The organism is Streptomyces sp. NPDC058371 (assembly GCF_042723265.1).
Lineage (GTDB): Bacteria > Actinomycetota > Actinomycetes > Streptomycetales > Streptomycetaceae > Streptomyces.
The window spans coordinates 33,209-50,126 of record NZ_JBHXJC010000025.1 but is presented as its reverse complement, the minus strand read 5'-3'; the positions used below and the strand labels follow the sequence as shown (position 1 = coordinate 50,126).

Below are 16,918 nucleotides of genomic sequence, written 5' to 3'. Positions count from 1 at the left end.
TTCGTGCGGAGTCAGGACGCCACCGGCTCCTGCCACTTCTGCGGTGCCAGTTCGGCGTGCAGCGCCGTGAGCCGACGCGGGTCTCCGGTGGAGCGGGTGCGGGCCTCGCCGAGGGTGCGGCGGGCGAGCCCGCTGAGCACCCGGCCGGGGCCGATCTCGGTGTACGCGCCCACCGGGTGCCGGGCGGCCGTGCGCAGCACCTCGACCCAGCGGACGGGGCCGGTGAGCTGACGCCGCAGCAGTTCCCGGGCCTCTTCGCCCGAGCCGACGTAGGTGCCGGTGACCGAACTGATCACCGGCAGCACGGGGTCGGCGAACGGGTGGGCGGCGAGCGCCTCGGTGAACTCCTCCTCCACCGACGCCATCAGCGAGCAGTGGAAGGGCGCCCCCACGGCCAGCGGCACAACCTGGTCGGCTCCGGCGGCCAGCGCCGCCTTGCCGGCCACCTCGACGGCGTACGCGTGCCCCGAAATGACCGTCTGCAGCGGCTCGTTGTAGTTCGCGACCTGGACCAGGCCGAGGCCCAGGCCCTCGGTGCTGCCGCAGGCGGCCAGCACCTTCTGCGCGGGCAGGCCCAGCACGGCCGCCATCGCGCCGGGGACCTCGCGGGCGACCTCGCCCATCAGCTGGCCGCGCAGCCGCACCAGCCTCAGGGCCGACTCCAGGGACAGCACCCCGGCGGCCACCAGCGCCGGGTACTCGCCCAGGCTGTGCCCCGCGGTCACCGCCGGACGGTAGCCGGCGGACCGCAGCAACTCCCATACGGCGAGACTGGTGGTGGCGATCGCGGGCTGGGTGATCTCGGTGCGGGCGAGCTCTGCCGCGGTGCCGCTCGCGCAGATCTGCGACAGGGGCAGGCCCAGGATCTCGTCGGCCCGGGCGAACAGCTGCCGGGCCGAGGGGTGGGCGTCGAGCAGGTGCTTGGCCATGCCGGGCCGCTGCGAGCCCTGTCCGGGGAACATGGCCAGGCAGCCGGTCGTCGTACCGTCGCCGCCGGGGCCGGTCCAACCGGTCATCGGGTAGTCCTTTCGTGGGTCGGTGCGGGGGTGCGCTGCCAGCCGGCCGCGGACGGTGCGCCGGCCGGCGGATGGTGCCAGCCGGCCGGCCGGCCCCAGCGGCGCTCGGTGGCCGGCGGATCCGGCTCGCCGCGGGCGCCGCGCAGGGCGGTGAGCACGACCAGCAGCCCGGCCAGTTCCTCCGGTGTGGGGTTGCCCCGCAGCACCGTCAGCGGGATGGTCTCCGGCGTGCTCACAGCGGCTCGTTGCCGTGCTTGCGCAGGGGCTGCCGGGACCGCTTGGTGCGCAGCATGTCCAGCGACTTGATCAGCACCCGCCGGGTGTCCGCCGGGTCGATTACGTCGTCGACATGACCGCGCTGCGCGGCGACGAAGGGGTTCATCAGCTGCTCGGTGTATTCGGCGACCAGCTCCTTGCGCACCTTCTCCGGCTCCGCCGCCGCCTTGATCTGCCGGCGGAAGATGATGTTGGCTGCGCCGTCGGCGCCCATCACGGCCGTCTGGTTGGACGGCCAGGCGAACGACAGGTCGGAACCGATCGACTTGGAGTCCATGACGATGTACGCGCCGCCGAACGCCTTGCGCAGGATGACCTGCACACGCGGCACGGTCGCCTCGCAGTACGCGTACAGGAGCTTCGCGCCGCGCCTGATGATCGCGTTGTGCTCCTGGTCGGTGCCGGGCATGAACCCCGGCACGTCGACCAGCGTCACCAGCGGGATGTTGAACGCGTCGCAGGTGCGCACGAACCGTGCGGCCTTCTCCGAGGAGTCGATGTCCAGCACCCCCGCCATGACGGCCGGCTGGTTGCCCACGATGCCCACCGTGTGGCCGTCGAGACGGGCCATGGCGCACACGATGTTCGACGCCCAGCCCTCCTGGACCTCCAGGTAGTCGCCGTCGTCGACGATGTGGCCGATGACCGTCCTGATGTCGTACGGCGTCCGGTCGTCGACCGGCACCAGTCGCAGCAGGTCCTCGCAGCGCCGGTCCGGATCGTCCTGGGGCCTGGTGTACGGCGCCGTCTCGGCGTTGTTCGACGGCAGGTAGGAGAGCAGTTCCCGGACGCCCTCGAAGCAGGACTCCTCGTCCGGGGCCACGAAGCTCGCCACGCCGGTGCGGGTGCCGTGGGTGCGCGCGCCGCCGAGCTCCTCGTGCGTGACCTTCTCGCCGGTCACCGCCTGCACCACGTCGGGCCCGGTGATGAACATGTTGGCCATGCCCTCGACCATGAACGTGAAGTCGGTCAGTGCCGGCGAGTAGACCGCGCCGCCGGCGCAGGAGCCGAGCACGACACTGATCTGCGGCACCACGCCCGAGGCGCGGACGTTGCGGGCGAAGAGCTTGCCGAAGCCGGCCAGCGCGTCGATGCCCTCCTGGATGCGGGCGCCGCCGCCGTCGTTGAGACCGATGACCGGGGCGCCGACGGAGTCGGCGAAGTCGAGCAGCTGGTGGATCTTCGCGGCGAACGTCGCGCCCAGCGCGCCGCCGCGCACCCGGGCGTCATGGGCGAAGACGAAGACCGTACGGCCGTCGATCTCGCCCCAGCCCGTGATCACGCCATCGCCCTCGGGGTGCGAGTCCTCCATGCCGAAGCCCACCGCCCGGTGCTCGGCGAACAGCCCCAGCTCGGTGAACGTGCCCGGATCGAGCAGTTCCTCGATGCGCTGGCGGGCCAGCAGCTTGCCCTTGGAGAGGTGGCGGGCGTCGGCATCCGGGTCGTGCCCGAAGTGGGCCTGCGCCCTGCGGGTGCTGAGTTCGTCGGCCAGTTCGGCCATCGTGGGGGCGTGCGTCGGTGTCGGGGGCCGGAGTTGCGTGTCGGTCCTGTCGAGGTCCGGCAGCACGGCCTGGGGAGTGTCCGGAGGCGTCATTTGCGGTCCCACTCCTTCCTGCCCTGTCGCGTGAGTGGCTTCGCAACGACTCTCTGCCACCCGGATGGGCGCTGGACTGGAGTGCGTCTTGACCGCGGGTGTATTCCCAGGTGGGCCGCCAGGTCCTGATTCCAAACTCCCTCCACCGCCCCCGGGCGCGGGGAGGGAGTCCGCGGCCCTAGAGGGACACAGGGACGGCCTCGTCCAGGGCACCTGCCCGACCGGAGCTGAGTTCCTGGGCGAAGCTGCGTTGCAGGCCGTCGAGGCGGTAGCGGGTGGGAAGGTCGGCCCCCGCGGGTTCGGCGACGCTCAGGAAGTGGGCCTCCACCAGCTGCTCGCAGGCGTCCTCGACGGTGGCGAAGTCCTTGCCGAGCACCGGGCAGGCCAGATGGGCGTCGAACTCGGGCACCGGCAGATGGCCCAGGCAGCGCAGCGCCTCGCGGGCGTCCTCGGGCAGCGCGTTGTACGAGGCCGTGAAGCTGGCCCGCACGCTCAGCGAGCTGTGCGCCAGCTCGTCCAGCCGCCGGCCCTCGATGCTGAGCCGCTCCGCGTAGCGGCTCAGCGACCAGTGGGGGCGCGTGTTGAGCCGTACGGCCGCGGCACGCAGGGCAAGCGGCAGCCCGCCGCAGTACCGCGCGATCGCGGCCGCCGCGGCCGGCTCCCGGGTGACCCGTTCCTGGCCCAGCAGCCGCGCCAGCAGCCGCACGGCGTGACCGTGCGGCAGCTCCGGCAGATGCATGACGCGGGCGCCGAGCGGCGCGCTGAGCCGGCCCCTGCTGGTGATGAGCACCGCGGTGTCCGCGCTGCCCGACAGCAGCGGCTGCACCTGCTCGTCGTCGACCGCATCGTCGAGGGTCAGCAGCAGCTGACGCCCGGCCAGCGCCAGCCGGTACACCTCGGCACGCTCATCGGGATCGGCCGGAAGCCGGTCGGGGTCCGTACCCAGCGCCCGCAGCAGCCGCCCCAGCACCGCGTGCGGGTCCGCCGGCCGGCTACTGCTGCCGCGCAGCGCCGCGTACAACTGCCCGTCGGGGAAGGCGGACTGCAGCCGGTGCCCCAGGCGCACGGCCAGCGCGGTCTTGCCGACACCACCGCCGCCGACCAGCACGACCGCGGACGGCTGCGCATCGGTGGGCTGGGTCAAGGTCCGCTGGAGCACGTCGAGTTCACGCTCGCGCCCCGTGAAGTCGGGGAGGTCGAGCGGGAGCATCTGCGGGACGTACAGGGCGGGCCGGGCAGCGGCGGGGGCCGGGAACGGGCCGGCGCCGTGCGGGTCGCCGTCGCCGCGCTCGGGCGACGGCGCGGGGTCGGCCGCCCCGCCGCGCAGGATCGTCTCGTACAGCCGCTGCAGCCGCCGCGACGGGTCCGTGCCGAGGTCCTTGGCGATCAGCCGGCGTATCGAATGGTAGTGCTCGAGGGCGTCGACACTGCGGCCCTCCAGGTAGAGCGCGAGCATCAGACGCTCGCACAGCTGCTCGGAGAGCGGGTCGGTCAGCAGCGCCGCGCGCAGCTCCGCGAGGACGGTGCCGGGGCGCTCGAGGCGGATCTCGGTGTCCGCCCACTGGCTGAGCGCCTCGTGGTGCAGCTGCCGCAGCGTCTCCCGGAGCCGGGCCGCCCAGTCGCTCTGCATGCCGCCCAGCGCGTCGCCCCGCCACATGTGCAGCGCCTGCTGGAGCAGCGCGCTGCGTTCCTGGTTGCCCAGGCCCTCCTGCTGGGCGCCTTTGAGCAGCCGGCGAAACCTCACCAGGTCCACGGTGCCGGGATCGGCCGAAACCCGATACCCGGCCGGGGTCCGGATCAGGCCGATCGGCTCGGGCAGCCCGGCCGAGGCGCGGGCGAGCGCCCGGCGCAGCCGGGTGACGTAGGTGTGGACGACATTGCGGACCCCCGCGGGCGGCCGGTCTCCCCACACCCGGTCGACGAGGGACTCCAGCGGTACTGGACGTTCCGGATCGACCAGCAGGGCGCCGAGGATGCTGCGTTGCCGTGCGGGGCCGAGATCGGCCAGTGCGCTGCCCGTCCAGAGTTCTATCGGTCCCAGTATCCGGAGCTCCATCGAAGATCACCCGTATCCCTTCAGTGGCCGGAAAACTAACCCTGGCCGGTGCAGCGCCCCTTGATTTCCGCTCTGCCGCACCGGCCCGGGCCGGTGCGGCAACGCGCGTCACCCGCCTCGCGAACGACTCCGCGGGCGGGTGACGGATGCTGCGTGCCGGGCTTCGGGCGGGAGTTCAGTAACAGGCCCTCAGTCCTCTGCGAGGCGGATCGCCTGGGCCGGGCAGGCCGACAGGGCCTCATCGAGGGCGTCCTCCGCCGGCCCCTGCCCGGATCCGGCGCCGGCCCGGACCCGGCTCAGCCCCTCCTCGTCCTGCTCGAACACCTCGGGTGCGTTCCAGGCGCAGAGCCCCGCGCCGATGCACGCCCCGCGATCGACCTCGATCCTCGCCATTTCCCTCGTCTCTCCTCCGTCACCAGGTGACCGGGAACTCGATCAGGCCCTGGATGGTGTCCCCCGGCTTGATCGGCAACGCGTCCTCATCGACGGCCGACCGCAGCTGCGGCAGCCGCCGGAACAGGGTTCCGAGCGCCACTTCGAGTTCCAGCCGCGCCAGGTTCTGCCCCAGGCACTGGTGCACCCCGAATCCGAACGCCACGTGGTGGCGCCCGCTGCGGTCCAGGCGCAGCGCGTCCGGCTCCGGGAAGTGGCCCTCGTCCCGGTTGATCATCGAGGTGTTGAAGACCACGCCTTCGCCCGCCCGGATCACCTGCGCGCCACAGGGGATGTCCTCGGTGGCCACCCGCAACAGCTCGTCCACGACCGACAGATGGCGCAGCAGTTCATCGACCGTCTGCGGGAGCAGGCCCGGATCGGCGCGCAGTGCGGCCAGCTGGTCCGGACGCTTCAGCAGCAGCAGCGTCCCGAGCGAGATCATGTTGGTGGTGGTCTCGTGCCCGGCCACCAGCAGGTTGAGCGCGAGCCTGGCTATCTCCTCGCGATCCGTCTGGTCGGTGAGCAGCCGGTCCCGCACGAGTTCGTCCAGCAGCCCGAAATGCGGGCCGGGTTCGGGCTGGTGACGCTGGTGCTGCTCCTTGTCGAGGAGCAGCCCCTCCAGGTACGCCAGCATCTTGGCCCGTGCGGCTGCGGACTCTTCCGGCCCGGACCCCCGCATGACCAGCCGCGACAGCTCCTCGAAGGACGTGTGGTCCTCGTAGGGCACCCCGAGCAGCAGGCTGATCGCCATCGACGGCACGGGCAGGGCGAACGCCGAGACCAGTTCGGCGGGCGGGCCCTGCTCGACCATCGCGTCCAGCAGCTGATCGACGTTCTGCTGGATCCGGGGCCGTAGCGCCTTGATGCGCGGGACGCCGAATCCGGGGATCAGCATCCGGCGCTGCCGGCCGTGCTCCGGCTCGTCCGCGTTGAACAGCAAGGGGGGCAAGTAGCGCAGCGCCGTCAGCACATGGCTCGTCATGGGGAAGCCGGGCTTTCGCCGGTCGGCCGACAGCCGTGGGTCGCCGAGCAGTTGCCGGGCCTCGGCGTGGCCGGTCACCGCCCACGCGGTGCTGCCGTCGTAGAGCGTGACGCGGGACAGCGGGCCCTCCCGCCGCAGGGACTGGTAGCCGGCGGGCGGTTCGTAGGGGCAGGAGCGGTCCTGAGGGAAAGTGGTCGGACGGGTCACCGGGCCTCCTCTGGTGTGGTGGGGGTTCTTCGTGGTGAGCCGGCCGGGAGGGACGGCGATACCGGCCGGCAGCCCCATCAGTGCCCGCGGTGCCGGGCAAGGTCGGAGATCGCCCGCGCCGCGCAAGAGAGGTGGAGGGCGCACCAGTTCATCGGGGGACATCCACATCGTCTGGGTGAGGTGTGATGCGCCGAGCTGTCCAGGCAACCGGGCACCGATGGAGGGGCACCGGATTCTCGATGGACCAGGGGCAGGTGTCGCGTGCCACCCGCCACAGCCCGGCCATTGCACGTTGGATCGAGGCTGAATCGAGCGGCTGCGCGGATAGTGCTCGCTGGCAGGACGAGCGGGCGTCACTCCGGTCGACCGGCAGCCGAGAAGCGTGCGCGGTTCTTCCGGATTGCCGAGTGCTGCGATGAGTAATGCGCCGCCGGCTCTCCGATGGCCGACCGGACCCAACGCTGCCCATTTGGCGCCGAGATCAGTGAGGTCCGATTCACCGACTCCGACCAGGGGGTGTATATGGCTCCGATTCCTTTGCCTTCAGGCACGCAAGGTCTGAACGAGGTCGCACCGGTCGCACCGGACGAACTGCGATCTGTCTGCGGAAACTTCGTGACCGGCGTTGCCGTCATTACCAGTGGACGCGGAGAGGAAGCGGCCGGCACCACAGTCAACTCTTTTACGTCGGTGTCGCTCGAACCACCGCTCGTGCTGTTCTGCTTGCACGCCAAATCCCGCCTGCGCCCCGTGGTGCAGAAATACCGAGCTTATGCAGTCAATATCCTCTCCTCGCAACAGGAAATGCTCGCCTGGACCTTCGCCTGCAAGGACACCGCTGGACTCGACGGCGTGCCTCACCGCTCCTCGGTGACGGGCGTGCCCGTACTCGACGGCACCCTGGCCTCTCTGTCCTGCCGGCTCGTCAACTCTTTCGAGAGCGGTGACCACACCGTGTTCGTCGGCGAGGTGGTCGAGGCCGACCAGTCCGGTCCGAGAGGAAATGCGCTGGTCTTTTTCCGCGGCAAAATGGGGTCGGTCACATGACCGTGAGCCGGGCATCGGGTGTGGTGGCGGCGATTCCGTCCCATGCCCTGATCACTTTGTTCCTGCAGGTGGCGATGCTGCTCCTGCTGGCGATGGTGCTCGGTCGTCTCGCGGTGCGCTGCGGCATGCCCCCTGTCGTGGGGGAGCTGACCGCGGGGGTGGCCCTCGGGCCGTCACTGCTGGCCCACGCCGTTCCCGGCGCGGGCAACTGGCTGTTTCCGCAGGAGCCTTCGCAGATGCACCTGCTCGACTCCCTCGGCCAGTTCGGCATCATCCTGATGCTCGGGTTCACCGGCATGCACCTGGACCTGAAGCTGCTGCGCCGCAGGGGAGCACGCGCGGCACGCATCAGCGCGGCGGGCCTGATCCTGCCGCTGGCCCTCGGCATCTGGCTCGGCTTCCTGCTCCCCGCGAAGCTGCGCGCCCCGGGGGCCGACGGCACCGCCTTCGCGCTCTTCGTCGGCGTCGCGATGTGCGTCAGCTCCGTACCGGTGATCGCCAGGACGCTCCTGGACATGCAGCTCATCCACCGTGATGTCGGCCAGATGATCGTGATCACGGGCACCGTCGACGACGCCGTGGGGTGGCTCCTCGTCTCGCTCATCGCCGCCATGGGCACCACCGGGCTGCACACCGGCGACGTCTCCCTCGCGCTGGCCCATATGGCGCTCCTCCTGGTCTTCACAGCCACCATCGGCCGCGCCGTGGTGGGCATGGCGATGCGGACGGCCGCCCGCGCCTCCGCCCCGGGACTCTCGGCGGTGACTGCGGTGGTGCTGATACTCCTCGCCGCGGCCGGCGCCGGCGCGCTCGCATTCGAGCCCGTCTTCGGCGCCTTCCTGTGCGGCATCGTCATCGGGACCGCGAAGGGCGTCGACACCCGGGCACTGTCACCGCTCAACACGACGGTCATGACGGTCCTGGCGCCGCTGTTCTTCGCCACCGCCGGCCTGCGGATGGATCTCACCGCGCTGTCCGACCCGGAGATGGTCCTCTGGGGCCTCGCGGTCTTCGGGCTCGCGGTCCTCGGAAAGTTCCTCGGTGCCTTCCTGGGAGGGCTCACCAGCCGGATGACGCGCTGGGAGTCACTCGCCCTGGGCGCCGGCATGAATGCCCGCGGGGTGATCGAAGTGATCATCGCGATGGTCGGGGTCCGGATCGGCCTGCTGACCGTGGAGATGTACTCCATCGTCGTGCTGGTCGCCGTCCTCACCTCCCTGATGGCCCCGCCCCTGCTGCGGTTCGCCATGAAGCGCGTCGAACTGACGGCTGAGGAAGCGCTGCGCAAGACGCGCATGCTCACGAACCACGACACCGCGGACGGCGTACGAGACGCCGCCCACGGCGCCGGCCCCTCCACGGTCCCCGAGCCCAGCGGCCCGGTTCTGCACTCCTGAAAGGTGACCACCATCGTGAACAAGTCCGACGAAGTGCTGCGGAGCGGCAAGCCCGCGGACCGCTATGACGTGGCCATACTCGGCGCGGGCATGGCCGGCGGCGTACTGGCGGCCGTACTTGCCCGAAACGGCGTGAAGGTCCTGCTCATCGACGCGGGTCTGCATCCCCGCTTCGCGGTGGGCGAGTCCACGATCCCGTACACGTCGACGATGACCAAGCTGATATCCGAGCGCTACGACGTACCGGAACTCGCCGCGCTGGCGACCTTCCGCGGCATCCAGGACAAGATCTCCCCGATGAGCGGCCGCAAGCAGAACTTCGGCTTCGTCTACCACCGTGAGGGGCAGCCGCAGAACCCCGAGGAGATCAACCAGCTGGTGATTCCCGAGTGGCAGCGCACCGAGAGCCACCTGTTCCGCCAGGACACCGACGCCTACCTCTTCAACCTCGCCGTCAGCTACGGCACCGAGACGCGTCTGAACACCCGGATCCAGGACATCGAGACCGGCCCCGACGGCGTGGTGCTCCGCTCCGAGCGCGGCGAGGAGTTCCACGCCGAGTACCTGGTCGACGGCAGCGGCTTCCGCTCCCCGGTCGCCGACAAGTTCGGCCTGCGCGACCAGCCGACCCGGGCTCGCCACCATTCCCGCACGCTCTTCACGCACATGGTGGGTGTCACGCCGTTCGACGACACCGAGGCGGCCTCGGCGCACAAGAATCCCAGCCCCTGGCACGCCGGCACGTTGCACCACGTCTTCGACGGCGGCTGGCTGTGGGTCATCCCCTTCGACAACCACGAGGGCGCTCTCAGCCCGCTGTGCAGCGTGGGACTCACCTTCGACGAGCGGGCCTTCCCCCAGCCCGACGGTGTTTCCCCGCAGGAGGAATTCGAGCAGTTCCTGCTCCGCTACCCGCAGATCGCCGAGCAGTTCACCAACGCCAGGGCCGTGCGGCCGTGGGTCGGCACCGGTCGGCTGCAGTACTCGGCGACGGACACGGTCGGCGAGCGGTACTGCCTGACGGCGCACGCGGCAGGGTTCATCGACGCGCTCTACTCACGCGGCCTCACCAACACCTTCGAGGTCGTCAACTCCCTGGCGTGGCGGCTCATCGAGGCATCGCGCGACGGGGACTGGTCCACCGAGCGGTTCGCCTACATCGACAGCCTCCAGCAGGGGCTGTACGACGTGCACGACGACGTGGTCTACAGCTCCTTCGTGGGCTTTCGCGACTACGACCTCTGGAATGCCGTGTCCCGTGTGTGGAAGGCGACGAGCATCATGCCCACCATGACGCTGGAGCGGGCCTACCGCACCTATGTGGAGACGGGCGACGAGCAGGTCCTGCGCGACCTGGAGAAGACCGACACACCCGGCCTTCCGGCCCCGGTCGGGACGGAGATCAGCGCCCTGCTGACCTTCACCAGGCAGACCTGTGAAGCGGTGGAGGCCGGCACCCTCGCGCCGGCGCAGGCGGCGCAGGCGATCCTGTCCCGGATACGCGACACCGAGTCGCTGCCCGCGCCGTTCGCGCTCGGCGACCCGGACAACCGCTGCTTCGACGCGACCGCCGAGCTGATGAAGAAGACGGCGGTGTGGGCGAGGACCGAGGCACCCGAGCACATCAAACCGCTGTTCGGCGGCTGATTCTCCGAGCCGGCCGACCCCTCGAGCGGGAAGATCCGGTGGCCGGTGGCAGATTGCCACCGGCCACCGGATCTGCGAGCGGGGCTCCTGACCAGCACCACGAACACAGCCGACGAAGCACCACCGGATCGGCGGCGGACACCGGCGCGGGCGTCACCGCCGCAATGACGCCGCAATCAGCTCCCGGCACAGGTGGTTGCTGGGGCCCATCATCGTGACCGCACGGGCGTCGGCGAGCAGCGTGGCGAGCCGGTGATCGCTCACATGGTCGACCGGTCCCAGCAGTCGGGAGGCCTCCAGGGCGATCTGCTCGGCGGCCTGGGAGGCGTACAGCTTGCTGTGCAGGGCGGTGATCCCCGGCTCGGCGGATCCCCGGCGGCCGGCGCCGGCCACCACGGCCCGGACGGCCTCCACCGAGGTGGCCAGCTCCACCAGACGGGCTGCCCGCGGGGACCCGGCGGGCAGCCCGGCGCGCCCGAAGTGGTCGAGGGCGAGGTCCAGCACAGCGCGGGCGATCCCGGCGGAGACAGCCCCGAGGGTCGTCCCGGCCTCCCGGACCCCGGCGATGATCTCGCCGGCCGCGCCGACCGGGCCCAGCCGGTCCCCGTCCGCCACCCGGCAGCCGCTCACAGAGACCCGGCCGGTCGCCGAGCCGCGCATTCCGGTCGCGGCCGGGCCGGGCTCGGGCGTCAGCCCGGGGGTGCCCGCGGGGACCAGGAAGAAGGTCTGCCCCCCGAAACCGTGGCGGGCGCTGCCGTCCTCGGCCCCGGAGGTCTGGACGAGCACCAGGTAGAGGTCGGCGATGCCGGCCCCGGCGGTGAAGGAGCTCGCGCCGTTCAGCGTCCAGGACCTGTCCCAGCCGGCCCGCGCGGTGCAGGCGAGCCGCTCCTTCGCCGTCCCGGCGTCGCTCTCGCTCCAGGCCGAGGCGGCCAGCACCCAGCCGGCGGCCATGCGCGGCAGCAGCCGCGCCTGCTGAGCGGGGGTGCCCCATGCACCGATCCGGGCGCTCACGGCGAAGTGCTGGAAGAGGATGACCGCCATCGACGGATCGACCCGGGCCACCTCCTCCAGCACGGCGTTGACGGTCGCGGCGCTCGCGCCGGCGCCGCCGTAGCCGACCGGCACCGCGAGTCCCAGCAGCCCGGAGGCGCGCACCGCCCGCAGCGCCGTCTCGTCGCAGCGCCCGGTACGCGCGCTGCGGACGGAAGCCTCCCGCAGGACGTCGAGCAGGGCGGAGCAGTCGAGCGCTGGTTCCCTGTCCGCAGCTGCTCGGGGCGTTTCGACCAACACGGTCACTCGGGGGACCCCTCTTCACGTCTTCGAATAGCGGCGGGTGAGGAATTGAGTTGCGCACGCATTCCGCAATTCGGCCCTTCAGGATGCCTGATGGCAGTAGCGGCACGCTGGAGGCGAAATGGAGGCACGGTAGAGAATTGCCGGACGTAAATGGGGAGTTGACATTCCGACAGGCTCGGTGTCACCCTCATTCGGAGCAGGACCGGTGTGCCCGATTCATTCGAATTCCTCGAATTGATGGCGCTGTCCTTCCGTAATTCCCCGCAGCATCGTCGCTGCCCGCACCACCACCCTTCCTGTCCGCGGCTGCCCGCCGCGATCCCCGCCTGCCAAGGAGGCGCCATGGACGCTCCGGTGATCATCGTCGGTGCGGGCCCCGTGGGGCTCGTGCTGGCCGCGGAACTGCGCCTCGGCGGAGTCGAGGTGCTCGTCCTGGACCGGCTGGAACAGCCCTCGGGCGAGTCCCGGAGCCTGGGCTTCACCGCCCGCGCGGTGGAGCTGTTCGACCAGCGCGGCCTGCTGCCGCGCTTCGGCGACCTGGGGATCAGCGCGTCGGGGCACTTCGGCGGAATCCCGCTCGACTACAGCGTGTTGGCGGACGCCCACTTCGGGGCGCGGAGTGTCCCGCAGGCCCGCACCGAGCAGGTGCTCGGTGCGTGGGCAGCGGAACTCGGCGTCGACATCCGGCGCGGCTGGACCGTGGTCGGCCTGCACGACGACGGCGACAGCGTGCGGGTCGAGGCCCAGACCCCCGACGGACCGCGCCTGCTGCACTGCCGCTACCTGGTCGGCTGCGACGGCGGGCACAGCTTCGTGCGCGGCGCCGCCGGGTTCGAGTTCGCCGGGACCCCCTCGACCCGGGAGATGTTCATCGCCGATGTGGCCGGACGCGCCCTGCGGCCGCGCCCGATCGGCGAGCGGGTGCCGTCCGGGATGGTGATGTCCGTCCCGATCGGCGACGGCGTCGACCGCATCGTGGCGTGCGAGCACGGCCGCCCGCCGCGCCGGCGCACCCGCCCGCCGGAGTTCGCCGAGTTGGCGGACGCCTGGGAGCGACTGACGGGGGAGGACCTCCGCAGCGGCACCGCACAGTGGATCAGCTCCTTCGGCGACGCGACCCGCCAGGCCACCGAGTACCGCAGGGGTTCCGTGCTGCTGGCCGGCGACGCCGCCCACACCCATCTCCCGGTGGGCGGGCAGGGACTGAGCGTCGGCGTGCAGGACGCCATGAACCTCGGCTGGAAACTTGCCGCCGTCGTGCGCGGCACCGCCGAGCCGGATCTGCTCGACTCCTATCACCGCGAGCGCCACCCCGTCGGCGCCCGGCTCCTGCTCAACACGCTCGCCCAGGGCGTGATCTACCTGAGCGGAGCGGAGGTCGAACCGCTGCGCAAGGTGCTCGCGGACCTGATGGAGCTCCCCGAGGCCCGCCGCCATCTGGCCGCGATGATCAGCGGTCTCGACATCCGCTACGAAGTCGGCCCCGGCACCCACCCGCTGCTCGGCGCCCGCATCCCCAAGCGGGAGCTGCGGGGACCGGACGGACCGACGACCACCGTCGCCGGGCTGCGGACCGGCCGCGGAGTACTGCTGGACCTGGCGGACGATCCCCAGCTGCGCCGCACCGCGCAGCCGTGGGCCGACCGGGTCGACCTCGTCACGGCGGCCCCGCACCGCCTCCCCGACGGGTGCCCGCTCGCCGGGACGTCCGCCGTGTTGCTCCGCCCCGACGGCCACGTCGCATGGGCGACCCCCGGATGCGGGCCGCTGCCCGACGCGCTGGCCCGCTGGTTCGGGGCGAAGCGTCTCGCGACGGCCGGTCAGTAACCGCAGTCGAATGAGGAGAAGGACCGATGCACAGCACCTTGATCGTTGCTCGTATGGACCTGGCGTCGCAGGGCGAGGTCTCCCGCATCTTCGGGGAGTTCGACACCACTGAGATGCCGGGGCTCATGGGCACCCGCCGCCGTCAGCTGTTCAGCTATCGCGGCCTCTACTTCCATCTCCAGGACTTCGACTCCGACGATGGCGGCGCGGCCATCGAGGAGGCCAAGAGCCACCCGCTCTTCACGAACGTCAGCGCTGACCTGAAGCCGTTCATCGACGCCTACGACCCGGCCACCTGGCGCTCGCCCGCCGACGCGATGGCGCAGCGCTTCTACCACTGGAACGCCAAGTGAACGAGCGACGGGTCGTCATCACCGGCATCGGGGTCATCGCGCCGGGCGGGATCGGCACCAAGGGCTTCTGGAGCCTGCTGAGCGACGGCCGCACCGCGACGCGCGAGATCAGCCTCTTCGACGCGAGCGCGTTCCGGTCCCGGGTGGCGGCGGAGGCCGATTTCACCCCGGAGGAGCACGGCCTGACCCCGCAGCAGATACGGCGGATGGACCGGGCGGAGCAGTTCGCCGTCGTCACGGCGGCGGAGGCGATGGCCGACAGCGGACTGGAGCCCGAGAGCCTGGATCCGTACCGGACGGGTGTCACCGTCGGCAGCGCGGTGGGCGCCACCATGTCCCTGGACCGCGAGTACCGGGTCGTCAGCGACGGCGGCCGGCTGGAGGCCGTCGACCACGAGTACGCGGTGCCCCATCTGTACGACTACTTCGTGCCCAGCTCCTTCGCGGTCGAGGTGGCCCGGTTGGTGGGCGCCGAGGGGCCGGCCGCGGTCGTCTCCACCGGCTGCACCTCCGGCCTCGACTCCGTGGGCCACGCCGTCGGACTGATTCGCGAGGGCGGCGTGGACGTGATGATCGCGGGCGCCGCCGAGGCGCCGATCTCCCCGATCACCGTGGCCTGCTTCGACGCGATCCGGGCCACCACCTCCCGCAACGACGACCCGGAGCACGCCTCCCGGCCGTTCGACCGCAGCCGCAACGGCTTCGTCCTCGGCGAGGGCGCGGCGATGCTGGTCCTGGAGGAGTACGAACACGCCAAGCGACGCGGCGCCCGCATCCACGCGGAGGTCAAGGGCTTCGCCACCCGGTGCAACGCCTTCCACATGACCGGCCTGAAAGCCGACGGCCTGGAGATGGCGCAGGCCATCACCGGCGCCATGGACGAGGCGCGGATCAACCCGGAGGCCATCGGCTACATCAACGCGCACGGCTCGGGCACCCCGCAGAACGACCGCCACGAGACCGCGGCCTTCAAGCTCGCCCTGGGCGAGCACGCCTACCGGACCCCGGTGAGCTCCATCAAGTCGATGATCGGCCACTCGCTCGGCGCGATCGGCTCCCTGGAGATCGCGGCCACCGTCCTGGCCATCGAGAACGACCTGATCCCGCCGACCGCCAACCTGCGGGAGGCCGACCCCGACTGCGACCTCGACTACGTACCCCTGGAAGCCAGGCCGCAGCGGGTCGACACCGCGCTGACGGTCGGCAGCGGCTTCGGCGGCTTCCAGAGCGCGATGATCCTCGGGAGGGCGGCATGAGCGGCTCCGTCGTCGTCACCGGGCTCGGGATCACCGCGCCGAACGGCCTCGGCACGGACGACTACTGGCAGGCGACGCTGGCCGGGAAGAGCGGCATCGCCGAGATCACCAGGTTCGACACCGACCGCTACCCGGCTGTACTCGCCGGCGAGGTACCGGGCTTCGTCGCCGAGGACCACCTGCCGAGCCGGCTGATCCCGCAGACCGACCACATGACGCGGCTGGCCCTGGTCGCTGCCGACTGGGCGCTGGCGGACGCCGACGTCGTGCCGCAGGACTGGGAGTCCTTCGACATGGGCGTGGTGACGGCCAGTTCGGCCGGCGGCTACGAGTTCGGCGAACGCGAACTGCGCAACCTGTGGAGCCGGGGCAGCGCCTATGTGAGCGCCTATCAGTCCTTCGCCTGGTTCTACGCGGTGAACACCGGCCAGATCTCGATCCGTAACGGGATGCGCGGACCCTCCGGCGTGCTGGTGGCCGACCAGGCCGGCGGACTCGACGCGCTCGCCCAGGCGCGCCGCCAGATCCGCGGCGGCACCCGGCTCGTCGTCGCGGGCGGCGTCGACGGCTCGATCTGCTCCTGGGGTCATGTGGCACGGCTGGCCGACGGCACGCTGAGCACCGTCCGCGACCGGGACCGCGCCTATCTGCCCTTCGACGCCGCCGCGTGCGGCCATGTCCCGGGCGAGGGGGGCGCGCTGCTGGTCATGGAGCCGGCCGACGCGGCCCGCGCCCGCGGCGCCCGCCCGTACGGCGAGATCGCCGGCTGCGCGTCGACCTTCGACCCGCGGCCCGGCAGCGGCCGGCCGCCGGGCCTGGAGCGGGCCATCCGGCTCGCCCTGGACGACGCCGGCATCGCCCCGGGCGCGGTCGACGTGGTCTTCGCGGACGCCGCCGCCGTGCCGGAGGCGGACCGCATCGAGGCCGACGCCATCGGCGCGGTGTTCGGAGCGGGCGCCGTCCCGGTCACCGCCCCCAAGACCATGACCGGACGACTGCTGTCCGGCGCGGCACCACTGGATGTGGCATCGGCGCTGCTGTCCATCCGGGACGGACTGATCCCGCCCACCGTCAACGTCGCACCCTTCCCGGGCCACAGCCTCGACCTGGTGTGCGACGAACCGCGTGAGGCGCCTGTCCGCACCGCCCTCGTGCTGGCACGCGGGCACGGCGGCTTCAACTCCGCCGTCATCGTCCGCCGTGTCGTCGACTCGTCAACAGGATCCGGAGATTCGTGATGATCAGCCAAGAGTTCACCCTGGACCACATCCGAGTAATTCTGCGCCAGTCCGCCGGAGAGCCGGAGCACCTCCCTCTCGACGGCGAGATCGCCGAGTACACCTTCGAGCAGATCGGCTACGACTCACTGGCCCGGCTGGAGGCATGCGGCCGCATCGAGCGCGAGTACGGCGTGAGCCTCGACGCGGAGCTGCTCAGGGGCACCTCGACCCCGGCGGAGCTGATCGCGGCCGTCAACGGCCAACTCGTCGAGCGCGTCGCGTCCTGAACCCGACCGATCCCACCAGCGC

Annotated in this window: 15 protein-coding genes; 8 read left to right on the top strand and 7 right to left on the bottom strand. The window is 71.4% G+C overall.

What is annotated here, in order from left to right; all coding sequences use genetic code 11:
• Window positions 1–11: 11 nt before the first annotated feature.
• From fabD to ACFWM2_RS39485, 6 genes are all read right to left on the bottom strand, one after another.
• Entirely contained in the window at window positions 12–1,016 is a 1,005-nt protein-coding gene (gene fabD / locus ACFWM2_RS39510) for an ACP S-malonyltransferase (protein WP_383291017.1), read from the bottom strand.
• Window positions 1,013–1,252 carry an acyl-CoA carboxylase subunit epsilon gene (locus tag ACFWM2_RS39505; protein WP_383291014.1) on the bottom strand — a complete coding sequence of 80 codons (240 nt, stop codon included), beginning with the start codon at window positions 1,250–1,252 and terminating at the stop codon, window positions 1,013–1,015. The genes fabD and ACFWM2_RS39505 overlap by 4 nt, the downstream gene beginning before the upstream one ends.
• On the bottom strand, window positions 1,249–2,886 hold the full coding sequence (locus ACFWM2_RS39500) for an acyl-CoA carboxylase subunit beta (protein WP_383291011.1): 1,638 nt from the start codon (window positions 2,884–2,886) through the stop codon (window positions 1,249–1,251). Before ACFWM2_RS39500 ends, ACFWM2_RS39505 begins: the two co-directional genes overlap by 4 nt.
• Window positions 2,887–3,064: 178 nt before the next feature.
• Window positions 3,065–4,942 carry a BTAD domain-containing putative transcriptional regulator gene (locus tag ACFWM2_RS39495; protein WP_383291008.1) on the bottom strand — a complete coding sequence of 626 codons (1,878 nt, stop codon included), beginning with the start codon at window positions 4,940–4,942 and terminating at the stop codon, window positions 3,065–3,067.
• Between the two features lie 189 nt (window positions 4,943–5,131).
• The gene (locus ACFWM2_RS39490; RefSeq protein ID WP_383291005.1) at window positions 5,132–5,335 is read right to left on the bottom strand and encodes a ferredoxin; all 204 of its coding nucleotides are present in this window, start codon (window positions 5,333–5,335) and stop codon (window positions 5,132–5,134) included.
• Between the two features lie 19 nt (window positions 5,336–5,354).
• Window positions 5,355–6,566 carry a cytochrome P450 gene (locus tag ACFWM2_RS39485; RefSeq protein WP_383291002.1) on the bottom strand — a complete coding sequence of 404 codons (1,212 nt, stop codon included), beginning with the start codon at window positions 6,564–6,566 and terminating at the stop codon, window positions 5,355–5,357.
• A 522-nt stretch (window positions 6,567–7,088) separates the two neighbouring features.
• On the opposite strand from ACFWM2_RS39485, the gene ACFWM2_RS39480 reads away from it, so the two are divergent.
• Genes ACFWM2_RS39480 through ACFWM2_RS39470 form a run of 3 tightly spaced genes read left to right on the top strand, consistent with a single transcriptional unit; the run spans window position 7,089 to window position 10,657 of the window.
• Window positions 7,089–7,613 (top strand): flavin reductase family protein, encoded by a 525-nt coding sequence (locus tag ACFWM2_RS39480; RefSeq protein WP_383290999.1) that lies wholly within the window; start codon window positions 7,089–7,091, stop codon window positions 7,611–7,613.
• Complete coding sequence (locus tag ACFWM2_RS39475; protein ID WP_383290996.1) at window positions 7,610–9,010, top strand: cation:proton antiporter; 1,401 nt, start codon at window positions 7,610–7,612, stop codon at window positions 9,008–9,010. Before ACFWM2_RS39480 ends, ACFWM2_RS39475 begins: the two co-directional genes overlap by 4 nt.
• A gap of 3 nt (window positions 9,011–9,013) precedes the next feature.
• The gene (locus ACFWM2_RS39470) at window positions 9,014–10,657 is read left to right on the top strand and encodes an NAD(P)/FAD-dependent oxidoreductase (protein WP_383290993.1); all 1,644 of its coding nucleotides are present in this window, start codon (window positions 9,014–9,016) and stop codon (window positions 10,655–10,657) included.
• A gap of 153 nt (window positions 10,658–10,810) precedes the next feature.
• Here ACFWM2_RS39470 and ACFWM2_RS39465 read toward each other — a convergent pair whose 3' ends face one another.
• A complete protein-coding gene (locus tag ACFWM2_RS39465) occupies window positions 10,811–11,953 on the bottom strand; it encodes an acyl-CoA dehydrogenase family protein (RefSeq protein WP_383290990.1) in 1,143 nt (380 codons plus the stop codon).
• Window positions 11,954–12,295: 342 nt separating this feature from the next.
• Here ACFWM2_RS39465 and ACFWM2_RS39460 point away from each other — a divergent pair, with 342 nt between their 5' ends.
• Genes ACFWM2_RS39460 through ACFWM2_RS39440 form a run of 5 tightly spaced genes read left to right on the top strand, consistent with a single transcriptional unit; the run spans window position 12,296 to window position 16,896 of the window.
• Window positions 12,296–13,780, top strand: coding sequence for an FAD-dependent monooxygenase (locus ACFWM2_RS39460; RefSeq protein WP_383290987.1), 1,485 nt, complete (start codon window positions 12,296–12,298; stop codon window positions 13,778–13,780).
• A gap of 26 nt (window positions 13,781–13,806) precedes the next feature.
• On the top strand, window positions 13,807–14,133 hold the full coding sequence (locus ACFWM2_RS39455; protein ID WP_383290984.1) for a TcmI family type II polyketide cyclase: 327 nt from the start codon (window positions 13,807–13,809) through the stop codon (window positions 14,131–14,133).
• On the top strand, window positions 14,130–15,389 hold the full coding sequence (locus tag ACFWM2_RS39450) for a beta-ketoacyl-[acyl-carrier-protein] synthase family protein (protein ID WP_383290981.1): 1,260 nt from the start codon (window positions 14,130–14,132) through the stop codon (window positions 15,387–15,389). Before ACFWM2_RS39455 ends, ACFWM2_RS39450 begins: the two co-directional genes overlap by 4 nt.
• Window positions 15,386–16,627 carry a ketosynthase chain-length factor gene (locus ACFWM2_RS39445; protein ID WP_383290978.1) on the top strand — a complete coding sequence of 414 codons (1,242 nt, stop codon included), beginning with the start codon at window positions 15,386–15,388 and terminating at the stop codon, window positions 16,625–16,627. Before ACFWM2_RS39450 ends, ACFWM2_RS39445 begins: the two co-directional genes overlap by 4 nt.
• Entirely contained in the window at window positions 16,627–16,896 is a 270-nt protein-coding gene (locus ACFWM2_RS39440; RefSeq protein WP_383290975.1) for an acyl carrier protein, read from the top strand. The genes ACFWM2_RS39445 and ACFWM2_RS39440 overlap by 1 nt, the downstream gene beginning before the upstream one ends.
• The last annotated feature ends 22 nt before the right edge of the window (window positions 16,897–16,918 follow it).

What these genes read in the sequence shown, in the direction of transcription:
- fabD (WP_383291017.1), bottom strand. Translation starts at nt 1,016, where the DNA reads ATGACCGGTTGGACCGGCCCCGGCGGCGACGGTACGACGACCGGCTGC.
- ACFWM2_RS39500 (WP_383291011.1), bottom strand. Translation starts at nt 2,886, where the DNA reads ATGACGCCTCCGGACACTCCCCAGGCCGTGCTGCCGGACCTCGACAGG.
- ACFWM2_RS39495 (WP_383291008.1), bottom strand. Translation starts at nt 4,942, where the DNA reads ATGGAGCTCCGGATACTGGGACCGATAGAACTCTGGACGGGCAGCGCA.
- ACFWM2_RS39490 (WP_383291005.1), bottom strand. Translation starts at nt 5,335, where the DNA reads ATGGCGAGGATCGAGGTCGATCGCGGGGCGTGCATCGGCGCGGGGCTC.
- ACFWM2_RS39480 (WP_383290999.1), top strand. Translation starts at nt 7,089, where the DNA reads ATGGCTCCGATTCCTTTGCCTTCAGGCACGCAAGGTCTGAACGAGGTC.
- ACFWM2_RS39475 (WP_383290996.1), top strand. Translation starts at nt 7,610, where the DNA reads ATGACCGTGAGCCGGGCATCGGGTGTGGTGGCGGCGATTCCGTCCCAT.
- ACFWM2_RS39460 (WP_383290987.1), top strand. Translation starts at nt 12,296, where the DNA reads ATGGACGCTCCGGTGATCATCGTCGGTGCGGGCCCCGTGGGGCTCGTG.
- ACFWM2_RS39455 (WP_383290984.1), top strand. Translation starts at nt 13,807, where the DNA reads ATGCACAGCACCTTGATCGTTGCTCGTATGGACCTGGCGTCGCAGGGC.
- ACFWM2_RS39445 (WP_383290978.1), top strand. Translation starts at nt 15,386, where the DNA reads ATGAGCGGCTCCGTCGTCGTCACCGGGCTCGGGATCACCGCGCCGAAC.
- ACFWM2_RS39440 (WP_383290975.1), top strand. Translation starts at nt 16,627, where the DNA reads ATGATCAGCCAAGAGTTCACCCTGGACCACATCCGAGTAATTCTGCGC.